The organism is Nocardiopsis algeriensis (assembly GCF_014203695.1).
GTDB lineage: Bacteria > Actinomycetota > Actinomycetes > Streptosporangiales > Streptosporangiaceae > Nocardiopsis > Nocardiopsis algeriensis.
On the sequence record NZ_JACHJO010000003.1, the window covers coordinates 56,720 to 73,311 of the forward strand.

Consider the following 16,592-nt stretch of genomic DNA (forward strand, 5'->3'; position numbering starts at 1 on the left):
GTCAGGCCTGCGGGGCGGGGACGGCACCGCGGGGCTCGGGCTCGGGTTCGGGTTCGGGGACGAAGATGCTCAGCAGAGCGGCGGCCAGTACCAGGACACCCGCCCCCACGACGCCGCCCGCGATGCCGAAACCGTCGATGAGGGCGCCGGCCAGCGGACCGGCCGCGGCACCGCCGGCGCCGAGGGCGGAGGCCATCCAGCCGAACGCCTCGGCCCTGCGGTCGGCCGGGGCGAGCTCGCCGAGGCGGCCCATCACCACGGCCAGCATCGGAGCCATCGCCAGCCCCGACAGGAACAGCAGCGGCGCGATGAGCAGAGGGGTGGGCAGCACCGTGAACGGCGGCACGAAGGGCACCAGGACGACGACGCCCAGCGCCGCCGCGAAAGAGCGCCGCACCAGGTGGGGGCGGCCGCGCATGGCGCCGACGGCCGCGCCGCCCACCAGTGACCCCAGCGCCCACACCGAGGCGAGCACCATCACGTAGTGGGGGGCCTCCAACTCGTTGGACCAGGCCACGATGACCATGTCCACCCCCATGATCCCGCTGACCATCAGCATGCACATCACCAGCAGCACCACCAGTGCGGGACGGCGCAGCAGGCTGCGCCGCCTGCCCGGTCCGCCGCCGGCCGCGGGTTCGGCCGGGGCCGGGCCCGTCACGCCAGCGCGGCGCAGTGCCAGCGCGAACCCCACCGCTCCCAGCAGACCCAGCAAGGACAGCATCACCAGTGCCCAGCGGGAGCCGGCGAAGGCCACCACGCCGGCGGTGAGGATCGGCGAGAACACGAACAGCAGCTCCTGCGTGGTGGCCTCGGCCGCGTAGATCGCCTGCCGCTCGGGTCCGTGCGTCAGTCGGGGCCACAGGGCCCGCACGACCTGGTTCGCCGGGGTGCCGAACAGGCCGGTGCCCAGGGCCAGCGGCAGGGACAGCCACCACAGCGATCCCGGCAGCCACGCCAATACCAGCAACCCCGCAGTGAACACCACGCCGCACACCAGCACCAGTGTGTCGGTGCCTCCGCGGTCGGCCATCCGTCCGCGCAGCGGCCCCACCAGCGCCATGCCCAGTGTGAACGCGCCCGCGACCAACCCCGCCAGCGAGTACGAGCCGGTCCAGTCCTCCACCAGGAAGGTGACGGCGATCATCAGCCCCGGAGTGTAGAAGCGTGCGATCAGGGACCACACCAGGAGGGACAGCACATGGGGCACGGCGAAGAGCCGGCGGTAGTTGGAGAGCACATCAAAGATTATGCGCAAAGAGAGGACAAACGGCGACAGGATTTACACTCTGACCAGCGTTTCTGCCTCCGTGTCGCACCGTGTCGCACTCCTGCTGCGGCAGACGCTCCCGGAGGTTCCCGGGTTCGCGGCCCCACGCCGGTCCGTCCTCCGGTGTACGGAGCACCTGTTGGGGCATGATCGGATCCTGTGAGGGACGTTCAGCTGGACCGCGTGGCCGAGCAGTACGGAGTCGCGACGAGCTACGAGGACTGGCGGGGGCGCAGGGTCCCCGTCGGCCCCGACACCATCCGCCATGTCCTGGCCGCCCTGGGCGCGGACCCCGACGCGCCGCCGCCGGCGGCCCGCCTGCTCCCGCCCGCGGTGGTCACACGGGAGGGCAAGGCCCCCGGCCTGGTGCTTCCCGAGGGCGCGCACGCCACCGTGGAGGCCTCCGACGGCTCCCTGTCGGCCCTGGGGCCCGATCTGCCCCTCGGCGTGCACACCCTGCGCGTCACCGCGGGCGGTGCCGAGCACACCGCGCCCCTGCTCGTGGTCCCCGACCGGATCGAGCCCTCGGCCCTGCGCGGCGACAGACGACTGTGGGGGGTGATGGCCCAGCTCTACAGTGTCCGCTCACGCGCTTCCTGGGGCACCGGTGACCTGCGCGACCTCTCCGAACTCGTCGACTGGTGCGCCCGCGACCTCGGTGCCGACTTCACCCTGATCAACCCCGTGCACGCCACCGAGCCCGTGCCCCCGTTGCACGCCTCGCCCTATCTGCCCGTCAGCCGCCGCTTCGCCAGCCCCCTCTACATCCGCGTCGAGGACATCCCCGAGTACACCCGGCTCGACCCCGCCCAGCGCGAGGGCATCCAGCGGCTGGCCCGCCCCCTGCGCGAACGCGGGCGCACCGCCGACCTGCTCGACCGCGACGCCGTGTGGGCGGCCAAGCGCGCGGCCCTGGAGATCCTGTTCCGGGTGCCGAGGCCTCCCGGCCGCGAGGCCGCCCTGCACGCCTACCTCGAACGCCAGGGGCAGCCCCTGGTCGAGTTCGCCACCTGGTCGGCGCTGGCCGAGGAGTACGGCACCGACTACCGGACCTGGCCCGCCCGTCTGCGCGACGTCGGCGCGGACGCCGTCGGCAGGGAGGCGCTGCGCCGGTGGCCGGAGGTGGAGTTCCACCGCTGGATCCAGTGGATCCTGGACGAACAGCTCGCCCAGGCGCAGGCCACCGCCGAGGCGGGCGGCATGGGTGTGGGCGTCGTGCACGACCTCGCGATCGGCGTCCAGGCCGGCGGCGCGGACGCGTGGATGTTCGGTGACGCCCTGGTGCAGGGTCTGCACGTGGGCGCACCCCCCGACGAGTTCAACCGGAAGGGGCAGGACTGGGGCCAGCCGCCCTGGCACCCGCACCGCCTGGCCGAACTCGGCTACGGCCCGCTGCGCCAGGTCTTCGGACAGGCGATGCGGCACGCCGGAGGAGTGCGGGTCGACCACGTCATGGGACTGTTCCGGCTGTGGTGCGTGCCCGAGGGCGCCCCGCCCGACCAGGGCACCTACCTCAGGTTCGACCACGAGGGAACGGTGGGCACGCTCGCCCTGGCCGCCCACCGGGCCGACGCCGTGGTCGTCGGCGAGGACCTGGGCACGGTGGAGCCGTGGGTGCGCGACCACCTCTCCGACCGCGGCCTGCTGGGCACCTCGGTGCTGTGGTTCGAGCAGGAGCGCGACGGCACGCCCCGCGCCCCGGATCGGTGGCGCTCCGACTGCCTGGCCACCGTGGCCACCCACGACCTGCCGCCGGTCGCCTCCCTCCTGTCCACCGAGCACGTCGAGCTGCGCGACCGCCTCGGACTGCTGGGTCGCCCGGTGGACGAGGAGAGGGCCGAGGCCGAGGCCAGGGTGGCGAACTGGTGCCGCCTCCTGACCGAGCTGGGCCTGCTGGACGAGGAGGTGGACCCGGTGGCCGACCCGGCCGCCGTGGTGGCCGCCCTGCACGCCTACCTGGGGCGGACCCCCGCCCGGATGATCGGCGTGGCACTCACCGACGTGGTGGGGGAGAGGCGCATGCAGAACCAGCCGGGGACCGGAACCGAGTACCCCAACTGGCGCATTCCGCTCACCAACGGCGAGGGCGAGCCCGTTCTCGTGGACGAGCTGTTCGCCGACCCGCGCATGGTGGCGCGCGTACGCCGCACCCTGGGGTCCGTCGGGGAGGGCGGCGGTCGCACCCTGTGAACCGGGGGGAGGACCGCATGCACGGGCGCGGCCCCGGAGAGGACTCCGGGGCCGCGCCCGCGCGTCGGGGGGACTACCTCTGGCCCGCCGCGATGTCGGTGGCGCGGGCGCGCAGCGCGCGCTGCACACCGGCCCGGCCCTCGATCAGAAGGCGGCGCAGCGCCGGGGCCGGCGACTCCTCGGCAAGGTAGGCGTCGGTGCGCCGGAGCGTCTCCTCCTCCACCAGACCGTTCGGGTACATGAACTCGGCGAAGGTCTGGGCGAACTCGCCGGTCCACTTCTCCCAGGCCGGGGCCAGCTGGGCGAAGTACTTCTCCGTGTAGGGCCGGTACAGCTCGGCCTGGCCCGGCTCGGTGAAGCCCAGGAGCACGGCACGGAACTCGGCGTTGGCCAGTTCCTCGCCGACGATGCGCTCCCACGCCGCGGCCTTGGCCTCGGCGGTCGGGATCGCGGCGCGGGCACCGGCGGCGTGCCGCTGCCCGGCGGCCGTCGGGTCGGCCTCCAGCTCGGCGGCGATCTCGGCCTCGCCCGCCTTGCCGGCCGCCACCAGGCGGCGCAGAAGCGTCCAGCGCAGCTCGGTGTCCACGACCAGGCCGTCCACCGTGATCGCGCCGTCCAGGAGGCCCTGGACCAGGGACAGGTGGGCATCGCCGTGGGCGGCGGACGCCAGCGCGTTGGCGTAGGCCAGCTGCAGGTCGCTGCCCGGCTCGGCCGAGGTGAGCAGCTCGCGCAGCCGCTCGGCGAGCTGGTCGAACCCGAACGGCCGCCACGCGGGGTCGGCGTAGTTGTGCAGGGCCGACACCGCCTGGCGCAGCAGGGTCTGGGCGACCATCACGTCGCTGACACCGCTGATACCGGAGACCACCAGGGCGACGTAGTCGCGGGCGGCCATCTCACCGTCGCGCGTCATGTCCCAGGCGGCGCTGAAAGCCAGCGCGCGCGGCAGCGACTCGCGGATCTCGCCGACGGACTCCACGATGGTGCGCAGGGAGCGCTCGTCCAGGCGGATCTTGGTGAAGGTCAGGTCGTCGTCGTTGATCAGCACCAGGTCGGGACGGGCCTCGCCCACCAGCTCCGGCACCTCGGTGCGGGCGCCGCTGACGTCCAGCTCCACCCTGCGGCGGCGCACGATGCCCTTGTCGGTGCGGTCGTACAGACCCACCGCCAGGCGGTGCGAGCGCAGTGTCGGGTGCTCGGCCTCGGCCTCCTGCAGCACCGCGAAGGACGTGAAGGTGCCGTCGGCGGCGACCTCGAAGTCCGGGCGCATGGTGTTGACGCCCGTGGTCTCCAGCCACTGGCGCGACCACTCGGCCAGGTCGCGCCCGGAAGCCGCCTCCAGGTGCTTGAGCAGGTCCTTGAGCTCGGTGTTGCCGTAGGCGAACTCCTCGAAGTAGGCGCGCACGCCCGCGAAGAACGCGTCCACGCCCACGTACGCCGCCAGCTGCTTGAGCACCGAGGCGCCCTTGGCGTAGGTGATGCCGTCGAAGTTGACCTCGACCGCCTGGATGTCGACCATGTCGGCGGCGATCGGGTGGGTGGAGGGCAGCTGGTCCTGGCGCACCGCCCACGCCTTCTCCACGTTGGCGAACGTGGTCCAGGCGTCGGTCCACCTGGTGGCGTTGGCCTGGCAGTACACGCTGGCGTAGGTCGCGAACGACTCGTTCAGCCACAGGTCGTCCCACCAGCGCATGGTGACCAGGTCGCCGAACCACATGTGCGCCATCTCGTGCAGGAGCGTCTCGGCGCGGCGCTCGTAGCGGGCGTCGGTGACGCGCGAGCGGAAGACGTAGTCCTCCAGGAACGTGACCGCGCCCGCGTTCTCCATGGCGCCCGCGTTGAACTCGGGCACGAACAGCTGGTCGTACTTGCCGAACTGGTAGCGCACCCCGAACAGCCGGTGGAAGAAGTCGAAACCCTGCTTGGTGACCTCGAACAGGGCGTCGGAGTCCAGGTGCTCGGCGAGCGAGGCCCGGCAGTACAGTCCCAGCGGAATGCCGTCGTGCTCGTCGCGGACCACGTGGTAGGGGCCGGCGATCAGCGCGGTGATGTAGGTGGACATCCGCTTCGTGGCCGGGAAGTGCCAGCGCACCCGGCCCTCGCCTGCGGCCTCGCGCTCGACGTCGGGAGCGCTGTTGGAGACGACCTCCCACGAGGGCGGTGCGAACACCGTCAGCTCGAAGGTCGCCTTGAGGTCGGGCTGGTCGAAGCACGTGAACATGCGGTGCGCGTCGGCGGTCTCGAACTGGCTGTACAGGTACACCGCGTCGTCCACCGGGTCGACGAACCGGTGCAGACCCTCGCCCGTGCGCATGTACGCGGCGTCGGCCACCACGGTCAGCTCGTTCTCCGCCGCCACCTCCGGCAGCACCAGGCGTTCGCCGTCGAACAGCTCGGCCGGGTCCAGCTCCGCGCCGTTGAGGGTCGCCGACAGCACCCGGGGGGCGGCCAGCTCGACGAACGTGCGGGCGCCCGGCTCCGAGCTGGAGAAGCGGACCACGGTGGTGGACCGGAAGGTCTCGTCCCCGGTGGTGAGATCCAGCTCCACGCGGTAGGAGTCGACATCGAGGATGCGCGCCCGCTCCCGTGCCTCGTCCCGGGTCAGGTTCCCTGCCACGCCACGCTCCCTCCACGGCCGCCGTCGTCGCCGGCCGGATCGTCGCCGGCCCGGCGACTCCGGGCCAGAGCGGTCGTGCCCTCTGGTCAGGGGTGTCGTCGGAGCCGGAGGTAAATGGGTCTTCACTCGGCTCCGATCCTGCCACGCCCGGGGACGGAATGCGCAACCGGAAAAGCGGGTTGCCACGAACAGTGCCCCCAGGGCAGCGGTATGACTCACCGAGGAGTACAGATGACACAGACCGCCGAAGCGACCGGCGAGCAGGAGAACGTCACCGCGGACATGTGGTTCGACCCGGCGTGCCCGTGGGCGTGGATGACCTCGCGTTGGCTGCTGGAGGTGGAGAAGGTGCGCCCGGTGCGGGTGCGCTGGCACGTGATGAGCCTGGCCGTGCTCAACGAGGGCCGCGACCTGCCCCAGGAGTACCGGGACTTCCTGGTGCACGCGTGGGCCGCGGTGCGCGTGTGCATCGCCGCCGAGCAGCGCTTCGGAAACGAGGTCCTGGCCGGCCTCTACACCGCTCTGGGCACCCGCTTCCACAACAGCGGTGAGCCCCAGACGGAGGAGACGATCCGCGCCGCCCTGGCCGACGCCGGGCTGCCCGAGGACCTGATCGAGGCCGCAGGCTCCACGCAGTACGACGAGGCTCTGCGCGCCTCCCACGGCGAGGCGATGAAGCTGGTCGGGGAGGACGTGGGCACCCCCGTCATCCAGGTCGAGGACGTCGCCTTCTTCGGGCCGGTCGTCTCCCCGATCCCGCGCGGCGAGGAGGCCGGGAAGCTGTGGGACGGCGTACGCCTGGTCGCCGGAACCGACGGTTTCTTCGAGCTCAAGCGCACCCGCACGCGCGGTCCGGTCTTCGACTGACCGGGAGGCGGGGCGGCGCTCGCCGCCCCGCCGGCCGGGAAACGGCGGGAGGGGTCGGCCGGGCACGGCACACTGGAGTCGTGGAAGAGGCGGCGGGGACGTCCCGCCGAGACGCAGAGAGGACGGCAGCCGTGTGGGGACCCGACGACGAGCGCAGGGTCGACTTCCTCGACGATCTGGAGATCCTTCCCGACACCACCGGTGACGAGCGCGCCCTGGGATGGGGCGACGACCCCGACGACGACTCCACGGCCCGCCTGCTCGACGAGCGCCCGCCCCACTGGGACTGACGGCGGGCGGCCCCGCGCCGTCGGCGGATCCACCGGCAGGGCCTGCCGCCCCTGGTCAAACCGAATCCCGTTCTGCGACAGTGGGGCCATGAGATCCCTTTACATCGACGGCGCCTGGCGCGACTCCGCCTCCGACGAGGCCCTGGACGTGATCGATCCGGCGACCGAGCAGGTCATCGACACCGTGCCGGCCGGATCGCCCGAGGACGTGGACGCCGCGGTGGAGGCCGCGGCCGCCGCCTTCGCGGCGTGGGCGGGGCTCACACCGGGGCAGCGCGTCACCCACCTGTCCAAGGCCCACGAGCTGTTCTCCGCTCGGCTGGAGGAGATCGCCGGGATCCTCACCCGGGACATGGGAGCCCCCGCGGTGTTCTCCCGCAAGGTCCAGGCCGGTCTGCCCGCCCTCATGTTCAAGACCTACATCGACCTCGTCGAGGAGTCCGGGGAAGAGCTCTTCGGCGGCACCCGGCTCGGCAACTCGCTCGTCGTCCGCGAGCCCATCGGTGTGGTCGGCGCCATCACCCCCTGGAACTACCCGCTGCACCAGATCGTGCTCAAGGTCGTCCCGGCCCTGCTCGCGGGGAACACCGTCGTCCTCAAGCCGAGCGAGGTCGCCCCGCTGAGCGCCTACGCGCTCGCCGAGGTGTTCCACGAGGCGGGACTGCCCCCGGGCGTGTTCAACCTCGTGTCGGGCACGGGCCCGGTCGTCGGCGAGGCCCTTGCGGCCCACCCCCGTGTGGACATGGTGTCCTTCACCGGTTCCACCCGCGCCGGGGTCCGGGTCAGCCAGGTCGCCGCCGAGACCGTCAAGAAGGTCGCCCTGGAACTGGGCGGCAAGTCGCCCAACGTGATCCTGCCCGGTGCGGACCTGGTCCAGGCGGTCAAGCGCGGTGTCGCCGACGTCATGCGCAACACCGGGCAGAGCTGCAACGCCCTCACCCGGATGCTGGTCCACCGCGACTCCTACGAGGAGGCCGTCGCCCTGGCGGCGCAGGCCGCCGCCAAGTACGCGCCGGGGGACCCGGCCGACGAGACCACCCGCATGGGCCCCCTCGTCTCGGCCGCGCAGCTGGAGCGGGTGCGCTCCTACATCGGGCTCGGCGTCGAGGAGGGGGCCCGCCTGGTCGCCGGCGGGGCGGAGCCGGTCGAGGGCCGGGACCGCGGCTACTACGTCGCCCCCACGGTCTTCGCCGATGTCCGCAACGACATGCGCATCGCCCAGGAGGAGATCTTCGGTCCGGTGCTGGTCCTCATCCCCTACGGCACCGAGGACGAGGCGGTCGCCATCGCCAACGACACGGTGTACGGCCTCAACGCCGCCGTCTGGGCCGGTGACGCCGAGCAGGGCCTGGCCGTCGCCCGGCGCCTGCGGGCCGGGCAGATCGAGCTCAACGGCGGCGCGTACAACCCCCGCGCGCCCTTCGGCGGCTACAAGCGCTCCGGCAACGGCCGAGAGGCCGGCCTCCCGGGCCTGGAGGAGTTCTGCGAGGTCAAGTCCGTCCAGCTCTGAGGTCCGGTGCCGTGGGGCCCGCCCGGCGCGCTGTGTGCGGACTCACGCCTCCCGAGCGCTTCCTTCCGGAATCGGACCCGGTGGGAAGCGCGTTGTGGGGTGTGGAAAAATTCTGTTCGGTTATCCCCTGGACCCAGCCAATAGAGGTGTGAGTTGAGCAGCAAGCCCGCGGTCTCCAAGGCAGGCCCCATCGGCAAGGACATCAAGATCATCCTGGTGGTCAACCTGATCTCGATCCTGTCCCTGGTCCTCTTCGCCGCCATCGGCCTGAGCGTGGCCGCCGCGGTCTGACGGGAGCCGCAGAGAACGTACCGGCGCCCCGCACGCGCCTCCGGCGCGGGCGGGGCGCCGTGCCCTTTCCCCCGCACGACCTGCCAGACTGGACACGTGCGTGTTTACCTTGGATCAGATCATGCGGGCTACGAGCTCAAAGAACACCTCGTCTCCTGGCTGAAGGAGCACGGGCACGACGTCGTCGATGCCGGGCCCAACGTCTACGACGCCGTCGACGACTACCCGCCCTTCGTCCTGAGGGCCGCGGAGGGCACGGCCTCCGACGCGGGCTCCCTGGGCATCGTCATCGGAGGTTCGGGCAACGGCGAGCAGATCGCCGCCAACAAGGTCAAGGGCGTCCGTGCGGCCCTGGCCTGGAGCGAGGAGACCGCCCGGCTGGCACGCGAGCACAACGACGCCAACGTGCTCAGCATCGGCGGTCGGATGCACACCCTCGAGGAGGCCACCCGCTTCGTGGAGGTCTTCCTCTCCACCCCGTACAGCGAGGAGGAGCGGCACACCCGCCGCATCGCCATGCTGACGGAGTACGAGAACACCGGCGAGCTGCCGCCCCTCCCCTAGGACCCGACCCGCGCCCCCGCGCCCGCGTCGCGCGGGGGCCCTTCCCCCTCCCGACCCCGCCGGGCCCCGCGCGCCTTCCCGGTCGCCCGGTTTTGGCTGAACCCAAACCTGCGGTTATGGGGAGCAACCCCGTAGGTTGCACGTGCCAGTACCACATCCCCCGCGCTACAGTTCGTGAACAGCGGCTGGTGTGCACCATCCGCCGCGCGGCGGTGCCCGAGACGGCGTCATCCGCCAACCACGACCGGGGCGTGGCCCCACACACCCGCCCCCAGCCGACCGGAGCGTCCGGAGCCGAGGACGCGGCCGAGCCGCTCGGCCGTGCCGACGCCGCCACGCGGCCCTCCGAGCCGACCGATTTTCCGACGCCCGCGGGTGAGCGGGTCGTGCCTATCCAGAGGTCCTATGAAGCCCACACCGACCGCCAAGACCACCCGGCTGCTGCGCTCCTCCGCGCAGCGGTTCCTCTCGGTGCTCCAGCGCAAGGTGCTGTTTCGCTACAGGCTCGTCCTCATCACCCTCGTCACGATCGCCGTCGGCATCGGGGTCGGCGCCGTCTGGGGACCCACCGGATGGTTCCCGCCCAGCTCCACCATCCTCACGGTCCTGGCCGGCGGCCTGCTCCTCAAGCGCAAGAGCCTGGCCTTCCTGCTCGCCGTCGTCGCCGCGGTCCTGGTCTTCGTCGGCTACATGCTCGACTTCGGCCAGGTCGGTCCCGGCCTGCTCGTCACCATCGGCGTGACGGCCGTCCTGTCCTACCTGCTGTCGGGCGTGCGCGAGCGCCTCGGCGTGCAGGGGCTCAGCGGCGAGATGATGCTCCTGGACCTGCGCGACCGGCTCCGCCAGCAGGGCAGGCTTCCCCGGCTCCCCGACGGATGGGGCCGCACCGCGGTCCTGCGCCAGGCGGGCGGCTCCTCCTTCGGCGGCGACTTCGTCGTCTCCCACTGCGACGGCGAGCGGCTCGACGTCGCCGTCGTCGACGTCTCGGGCAAGGGCGTGGACGCCGGCACCCGGGCGCTGCTGCTCTCGGGCGCCTTCAGCGGTCTCATCGGGGCCGTGCCCGCCCGGGACTTCCTCGCCCACTGCAACGACTACCTCATGCGCAACAGCAGCGGTGAGGGATTCGTCACTGCCGTCCATGTGAGCGTGGACCTCGGCAGCGGCGCGTACGAGATCGCCTCCGCCGGCCACCCGCCCGCTCTGCACTACGACCGGGGCAAGGGCGAGTGGAGCACCACCGAGGCCAAAGGCGTGGTCCTCGGCGTCATCCCCGAGATGACCTACACCTCCGTCAGCGGCAGGATCCGGCCAGGTGACGCCATCATGCTGTGCACCGACGGGCTCATCGAGACCCCCGGAGAGGACCTCGACGCCGGGATCGACCGCCTGCTCGGCGCCGCCGAGGCCCTCGTCCACCGAGGCTTCGCCACAGGCGCCGGAGAGATCGTGGACACCCTCAGCAAGGACAAGAACGACGACTGCGCGCTGGTCGTCCTCTGGCGGGACTGACATCCCGCCGGGGTGCCGCAGCGCCCGCCGGCGACCCGCGGCCGGTAGGGTCGTTGTGCTCCCCGTCCCGCGTACGGCCGTCCGCCCGTACACGTTCCCGGACAACCCGTGCGCGCCCTTCTCCCCACCTCCGGCGCAGGCCCCGCACGGCCCACCACACCAGTGACGGCGGGACCCGGAGCGGGGCCCCGTGCCCACCCCGCCGAGTACCGCCCTCCGCTTCGCGAACGGGCGGCGCCCGGCCGAAATCCGGTGTCGCCCGCGGGTGCGCCCCGCCGGGCAGAGGAGACGCGAGGGGGTGCTTCGCATGTCAGAAGGCGAGCGCGCTGAAGAACTCATCGATCTGGTCCACAGGAACGACCTGACCGGTATCCGGCTCTGGTTGGCCGAGCACAGGCCCTACGAGATCGCCGACGAACTGGTCCGCATGACGAGCACCGAGGCGATCGTTCCCTTCCGGCTCCTGGACAAGGACCGGGAACTGGAGGTCTTCGAGGAACTCGACCCCGGCCAGCAGCAGGCCGTCCTGCTCGGCTTGCGGGACACCGCCTTCCACGAGCTCCTCGAGGAGATGGAACCCGACGACCGGGCCCGGCTCATCGGCGAGGCCCCCGCCAAGATCGCCACGCGGGCCCTGGCCGGGCTCAGCCCCGCCGAGCGGCGGATGACCGCCGAACTGCTGGGATATCCCGAGGACTCCGTCGGCCGGTACATGACCCCCGAGACGGTCGTCCTGCACCGCGACCTCACGGTCGGCCGTGCCCTGGAGGTCGTGCGGGCCAAGGGCGCCGAGGCCGAGAGCATCTACACCCTTCCCGTGGTCAGCGACGGCCGCCGCCTCGTCGGCACCGTCGCCCTGAGCGACCTCGTCGTCAACGACGACAGCCGCCTGCTCAAGGACATCGTCGACCTGTTCGCCCCCAGGGTGAAGGCCTACGAGCCCGTCGAGGACGCCGCCCGCCTCATGCAGGAGGCCAACCTCGTCTCCCTGCCGGTCGTGGACTCCGAGGACCGCTTCGTCGGTCTGCTGACCTTCGACGACGCCCTGGAGGTCATCGAGGCCGCCGACACCGAGGACATGGCCCGCCAGTCCGGCGCCGCCCCCGTCGGCGGCCACTACGCGTCCGTCGGTGTCCTGCGCCTGGTCGGTGCCCGGGTGGTGTGGCTGATGCTGCTCATCGTGGCCTCCACACTCACCGTCAACGTCATGCAGGCCTTCGAGTCCGCGCTGGACGCCGTGACCGCCCTGGCGCTGTTCGTCCCGATGCTCATCGGCACGGGCGGCAACGTCGGTGCCCAGTCGGCCACCGCGATCGTGCGCGCGCTCGCCGTCGGCGAGGTGCGCCTGCGCGACCTGCCCCGGGTGATCTGGAAGGAGGCCCGGGTCGGCCTGCTCCTCGGTGTGCTGCTGGCCGCGCTGGCGATGGTCATCGGGACACTGCTGGTCGGAGTCGACGTCGCCCTGGTGGTGGGGCTCTCCGTGATCGCCGTGTGCGTGTGGGCGGCGGTCATCGGCTCGTCGATGCCCCTGCTCGCCCGCAGGGTCGGTGTGGACCCCGCAGTGGTCTCCTCCCCCATGGTGGCCACCCTGGTGGACGCCACCGGCCTGCTCATCTACTTCTCCATCGCCTCGCTCGTCCTGGGGATCTGACCGCACGGGACCGCCTTCCGGGGCATGGACCCGGAAGGGACGGGGTATCGCGCCAGTGGAGACAGGGCAGCGCCGTACGAGGGGGAGCCATGGCCGGTGCCGGAGACATGTTCGACCGCCTGAAGAAGGCGGCCCGGGACAACCCCGAGAAGGCCGAGAAGTTCGTCGACCAGGCCGCCGAGAGGGCCAAGAAGGCCACGGGCGGAAAGTACGACGAGCACATCGACAAGGGAAGCGACAGCGCGACGGACTACCTGCGCAGGCAGTCCGGCCGCAACGAGAGCGGGTCCGGCGAGGAGGGACCGCGGTAGGAGGTGCACCGGGGGCGGGGGCGGGCGTCACAATGGAGCATGCCCGCCTCCGCCCCGCGCACCTCGCCCTCCCGCACGGCCGTCGTCCTCGCCCGCGTCCGCGTCCCCCTCGTGTGGATCGCGGGCCTGGTTCTCCTCGCCGGATACGCGGGGGTCCCCTGGTGGATCGGCTGGACCCTGCTGGCCGCCGCCCTGGCCGTGTACCTGCGCCTGGGCACGCCGCGGTGCGAGCCGCGGATCCTGCGGCCTCCCGTGCGGGGCCGCTGGATGGCGCTCACCAGCCCGGTGGACGCCGTACCCAGCCAGGGCATGCACGCCTACGGGCAGACCTACGCCCTCGGTCTGGTCGCCGAACCGGCCGACGGATCGCGCCCCGACATCGGCTGGCGGCCCCTGAGCCGTCCCCCCGAGGACTTCCCGGCCTTCGGGCAACCCGTGTACGCGCCCGCCGACGGGACGGTGGTGGCCGTGCACGACCGCCGCAGGGACCACCGCAGCCGCAACTCCTGGCCGTGGCTGTTCGGAACGGTCCTGGAGAACGCCCTTCGGGAACTGCTCGGCCCCGCCGGGCTGCTCGGCAACCACGTGGTGATCGACATCGGCGGCGCGTATCTGCTCCTGGGCCACCTCCAGCGGGGTTCTCTGCTGGTCCGCCCGGGGGAACGCGTCCGCGCGGGCCGGCCGATCGCCCGGTGCGGCAGCTCGGGCGCGTGCCTCGAACCGCAGGTGCGGGTGCAGCTGATGGACCATCGGCACCCGCTCGTGGCCGCGGGGCTCCCCATGCTGTGGGCCGAGGGGTGGGACGGCTCGGGCCGCGCCCCGGGCCTTCCCGAGACCTGGCGGCCCTTCACCGCAGGTGAGGAGGCCGGCATCGGCCGGGACGCCGGCGGGAGAGACTAGGCCGTTCTTCGGATCGTCTCGGCCGTTCGCCGGGGGATCGGCTCCGCCGACAGGGCGAGAGCATCCGAGAACACGACCTAGCCTGGGCCGGGAAGGAGCGACAGATCTCGGGAGGCCGACGTGGGCGGAGCGGACGCAGGCCCCTGCCGGCTGACGGTCTGCCGCGGCTGCTGCTGCGGTACGAGGAAGAAGGTCCCCGGTGTCGACCACAAGGCCCAGCTCGCCCGGCTGAGCGCCGTCGAGGACCACCTCGGCCGCTCGGTCCCGGTCCGGACCAGCAAGTGCCTGGGCATCTGCTTCCAGGCCGACGTCGTGGTCGTCCAGCCCTCCCGGGAGGGCCGTGCCGCGGGCGGGCGCCCGGTGTGGCTCGGCCGGATCACGGAGGACGAGCACCTCGAGGCCGTCGACGACTGGATCTCCGCGGGCGGCCCCGGCCTGGCCCCCCTGCCCGAGGCCCTGGCCGACCACGTCACCTCCAAGGACGCCAAGAAGCCGAAGAAGCCCAAGAAGCCGAAGAAGCTCAAGAAGCCGAAAAAGCTCGAGAAGCTCGAGAAGGACAAGAAGCGGAAGAAGTCCGAGAAGCCCCGGGGGCCGGGGAAGTCCAAGAAGGACAAGAAGTCCAACAGGGACGAGAAGTCCAAGAAGGACAAGAAGTCCAAGAAGGACAAGAAGTCCAAGAAGGACAGGAAGTCCGGGAGGAAGGGCGGCGGCAAGGGATAGCCGCCGCCCATCGGTCTCAGCGCCCCTGCGGGGCGAACTGCGTGCGGTACAGGGCCGTGTAGAGCCCGCCCTGGCCGAGCAGCTCCTCGTGTGTTCCGCGCTCCAGGATCCGGCCGTCCTCCAGCACCAGGATCTGGTCCGCCTCGCGGACGGTGGCCAGGCGGTGCGCGATGACCAGGGACGTGCGCCCGGCCAGGGCCGCCGCCAGCGCCTCCTGCACCGCGGCCTCGGACTCCGAGTCCAGGTGCGCCGTGGCCTCGTCCAGTACCACCACGGACGGCGCGCGCAGCAGCAGGCGGGCGATCGCCAGGCGCTGCTTCTCACCGCCCGAGAGCCGGTACCCGCGGTCGCCCACCATTGTGTCCAGGCCGTCGGGGAGCTGCTCCAGCAGCGGCCCCAGGCGTGCCATCCGCAGCGCCTCCTCCATCTCCTCGTCGGTCGCCTCGGGCCGCGCGTAGCGCAGGTTGGCGCCCACGGTGTCGTGGAACAGCTGGGTGTCCTGGGTGACCACGCCCACGGTCTCGCGCAGCGAGTCCATGGAGACCTCGCGCAGGTCCAGCCCGCCGATGGACACCGAGCCCCCGGTCGGGTCGTACAGGCGCGACACCAGATGGGTCAGTGTCGTCTTCCCCGCGCCCGAGGGCCCCACCAGGGCCACCATCGTCCCGGGCTCGGCGCGGAAGGACACCTCGCTCAGTACCTGGGTGTCACCGCCGGACTGCGCCTGCGGAGCCGCCTCCAGCGACGCCACCGACACCTCCTCGGCACCGGGGTAGCGGAACGACACCCCGTCGAACTCCACGCTCAGAGGACCCTCGGGCAGCGGACGGGCATCCGGGGCCTCCTTGATCCGCGGCTCCACGTCCAGGACCTCGAAGACGCGGTCGAACGAGACCAGCGCGGTCATGATCTCCACGTGCACGTTCGACAGACTGGTCACGGGGCCGTACAGGCGTGCCATCAGCGTGGCCAGCGCCACCAGGGTGCCCACCTCGAAGGCGCCGCCGATCGAGAGCAGTCCGCCGATGCCGTACACCATCGCCGTGGCCAGTGCCGTGAGCGTGCCCAGCATGCTGAACAGCAGCGCGCCGAACACCGCCTGGCGCACGCCCAGGTCGCGGACCCGGCCCGCCCGCCGGGAGAAACCCGCGGTCTCCTCCTCGGGGCGCCCGTAGAGCTTGACGAGCATGGCGCCGCCGACGTTGAAGCGCTCGGTCATCAGCGAGCTCATGTCGGCGTTGGTGTCCATCGCGTCCCGCGAGATGCCGGCCAGCTTGCGCCCGATGAGCTTGGCCGGGACGAGGAAGAGCGGAACCAGGAACAGTGCCACCAGGGTCACCTGCCACGACAGGGCGAGCATGGTGACGAGCACGGCGGTGGCGCTGATGAGGTTGGACACCACCGACTGGAGCACGGAGGTGATCGCCCGCTGCGCCCCCACCACGTCGGTGTTCAGGCGGCTCACCAGGGAACCGGTCTGGGTGCGGGTGAAGAACGCCATCGGCATCCGCTGCACGTGGGTGAACACCTGTGTGCGCAGAAGGTAGATGACCCCCTCGCCGATCCGGGCCGACAGCCACCGGCTGAGCAGGTTGAGCCCGCCCTCCAGGAGGGCCAGGGCGCCGGCGGCCAGGGCCAGGGCGACCACGAGCCGCGAGTCGCCCGGGATGATGCCGTGGTCGATGACGGCCTTGAGCAGCAGGGGGTTGGCGACCACGATCGCGGCACCCACCGAGGTGGTCAGGAGGAAGTACACGATCAGCCGCCGGTGCGGCTTCGCGTAGGAGGCGACCCTGCGGGTGATCCCGGGCGGAAGCTTCTGTCCCCGGGCGCTTCCGTCGTTGACCAGGGCCCTGTAGGAGGGCCTTCCGGACATCATGGCCATGGGCGGTATCGTTCTCGTCT

The 16,592-nt window shown here is 71.9% G+C and carries 14 protein-coding genes; 11 read left to right on the plus strand and 3 right to left on the minus strand.

Going from position 1 to position 16,592, the window contains the following annotated elements; genetic code table 11:
- Position 1: 1 nt before the first annotated feature.
- Positions 2-1,240: an MFS transporter gene (locus tag FHS13_RS04795; RefSeq protein WP_184288142.1), complete on the minus strand. Its 1,239-nt coding sequence runs from the start codon at positions 1,238-1,240 to the stop codon at positions 2-4.
- 189 nt (positions 1,241-1,429) lie between these two features.
- Here FHS13_RS04795 and malQ point away from each other — a divergent pair, with 189 nt between their 5' ends.
- Entirely contained in the window at positions 1,430-3,460 is a 2,031-nt protein-coding gene (gene malQ, locus FHS13_RS04800; protein WP_184288145.1) for a 4-alpha-glucanotransferase, read from the plus strand.
- A 73-nt stretch (positions 3,461-3,533) separates the two neighbouring features.
- On the opposite strand, the gene pepN is transcribed toward malQ, so the two are convergent.
- Positions 3,534-6,074 (minus strand): aminopeptidase N, encoded by a 2,541-nt coding sequence (pepN, locus tag FHS13_RS04805; protein WP_184288148.1) that lies wholly within the window; start codon positions 6,072-6,074, stop codon positions 3,534-3,536.
- Positions 6,075-6,305: 231 nt separating this feature from the next.
- Here pepN and FHS13_RS04810 point away from each other — a divergent pair, with 231 nt between their 5' ends.
- From FHS13_RS04810 to FHS13_RS04855, 10 genes are all read left to right on the plus strand, one after another.
- The gene (locus FHS13_RS04810; RefSeq protein WP_184288164.1) at positions 6,306-6,941 is read left to right on the plus strand and encodes a mycothiol-dependent nitroreductase Rv2466c family protein; all 636 of its coding nucleotides are present in this window, start codon (positions 6,306-6,308) and stop codon (positions 6,939-6,941) included.
- Positions 6,942-7,072: 131 nt separating this feature from the next.
- Positions 7,073-7,231: a hypothetical protein gene (locus FHS13_RS04815; protein WP_184288167.1), complete on the plus strand. Its 159-nt coding sequence runs from the start codon at positions 7,073-7,075 to the stop codon at positions 7,229-7,231.
- Between the two features lie 88 nt (positions 7,232-7,319).
- Positions 7,320-8,741: an aldehyde dehydrogenase family protein gene (locus FHS13_RS04820; RefSeq protein ID WP_184288170.1), complete on the plus strand. Its 1,422-nt coding sequence runs from the start codon at positions 7,320-7,322 to the stop codon at positions 8,739-8,741.
- A 153-nt stretch (positions 8,742-8,894) separates the two neighbouring features.
- The gene (locus FHS13_RS04825; protein WP_184288173.1) at positions 8,895-9,032 is read left to right on the plus strand and encodes a hypothetical protein; all 138 of its coding nucleotides are present in this window, start codon (positions 8,895-8,897) and stop codon (positions 9,030-9,032) included.
- A gap of 96 nt (positions 9,033-9,128) precedes the next feature.
- Positions 9,129-9,596, plus strand: a complete 468-nt coding sequence (locus FHS13_RS04830; RefSeq protein ID WP_184288176.1) for a ribose-5-phosphate isomerase — start codon at positions 9,129-9,131, stop codon at positions 9,594-9,596.
- 405 nt (positions 9,597-10,001) lie between these two features.
- On the plus strand, positions 10,002-11,105 hold the full coding sequence (locus tag FHS13_RS04835) for a PP2C family protein-serine/threonine phosphatase (RefSeq protein ID WP_184288179.1): 1,104 nt from the start codon (positions 10,002-10,004) through the stop codon (positions 11,103-11,105).
- A gap of 307 nt (positions 11,106-11,412) precedes the next feature.
- Positions 11,413-12,756, plus strand: a complete 1,344-nt coding sequence (gene mgtE / locus FHS13_RS04840; protein ID WP_184288182.1) for a magnesium transporter — start codon at positions 11,413-11,415, stop codon at positions 12,754-12,756.
- Between the two features lie 89 nt (positions 12,757-12,845).
- Positions 12,846-13,067: an antitoxin gene (locus FHS13_RS04845; protein WP_184288185.1), complete on the plus strand. Its 222-nt coding sequence runs from the start codon at positions 12,846-12,848 to the stop codon at positions 13,065-13,067.
- Positions 13,068-13,106: 39 nt separating this feature from the next.
- Positions 13,107-13,967 carry a M23 family metallopeptidase gene (locus tag FHS13_RS04850; protein WP_184288187.1) on the plus strand — a complete coding sequence of 287 codons (861 nt, stop codon included), beginning with the start codon at positions 13,107-13,109 and terminating at the stop codon, positions 13,965-13,967.
- Between the two features lie 120 nt (positions 13,968-14,087).
- Positions 14,088-14,687 carry a (2Fe-2S) ferredoxin domain-containing protein gene (locus tag FHS13_RS04855; protein WP_343064906.1) on the plus strand — a complete coding sequence of 200 codons (600 nt, stop codon included), beginning with the start codon at positions 14,088-14,090 and terminating at the stop codon, positions 14,685-14,687.
- Positions 14,688-14,703: 16 nt separating this feature from the next.
- On the opposite strand, the gene FHS13_RS04860 is transcribed toward FHS13_RS04855, so the two are convergent.
- Positions 14,704-16,566, minus strand: coding sequence for an ABC transporter ATP-binding protein (locus FHS13_RS04860; protein ID WP_184289133.1), 1,863 nt, complete (start codon positions 16,564-16,566; stop codon positions 14,704-14,706).
- Positions 16,567-16,592: the final 26 nt, after the last annotated feature.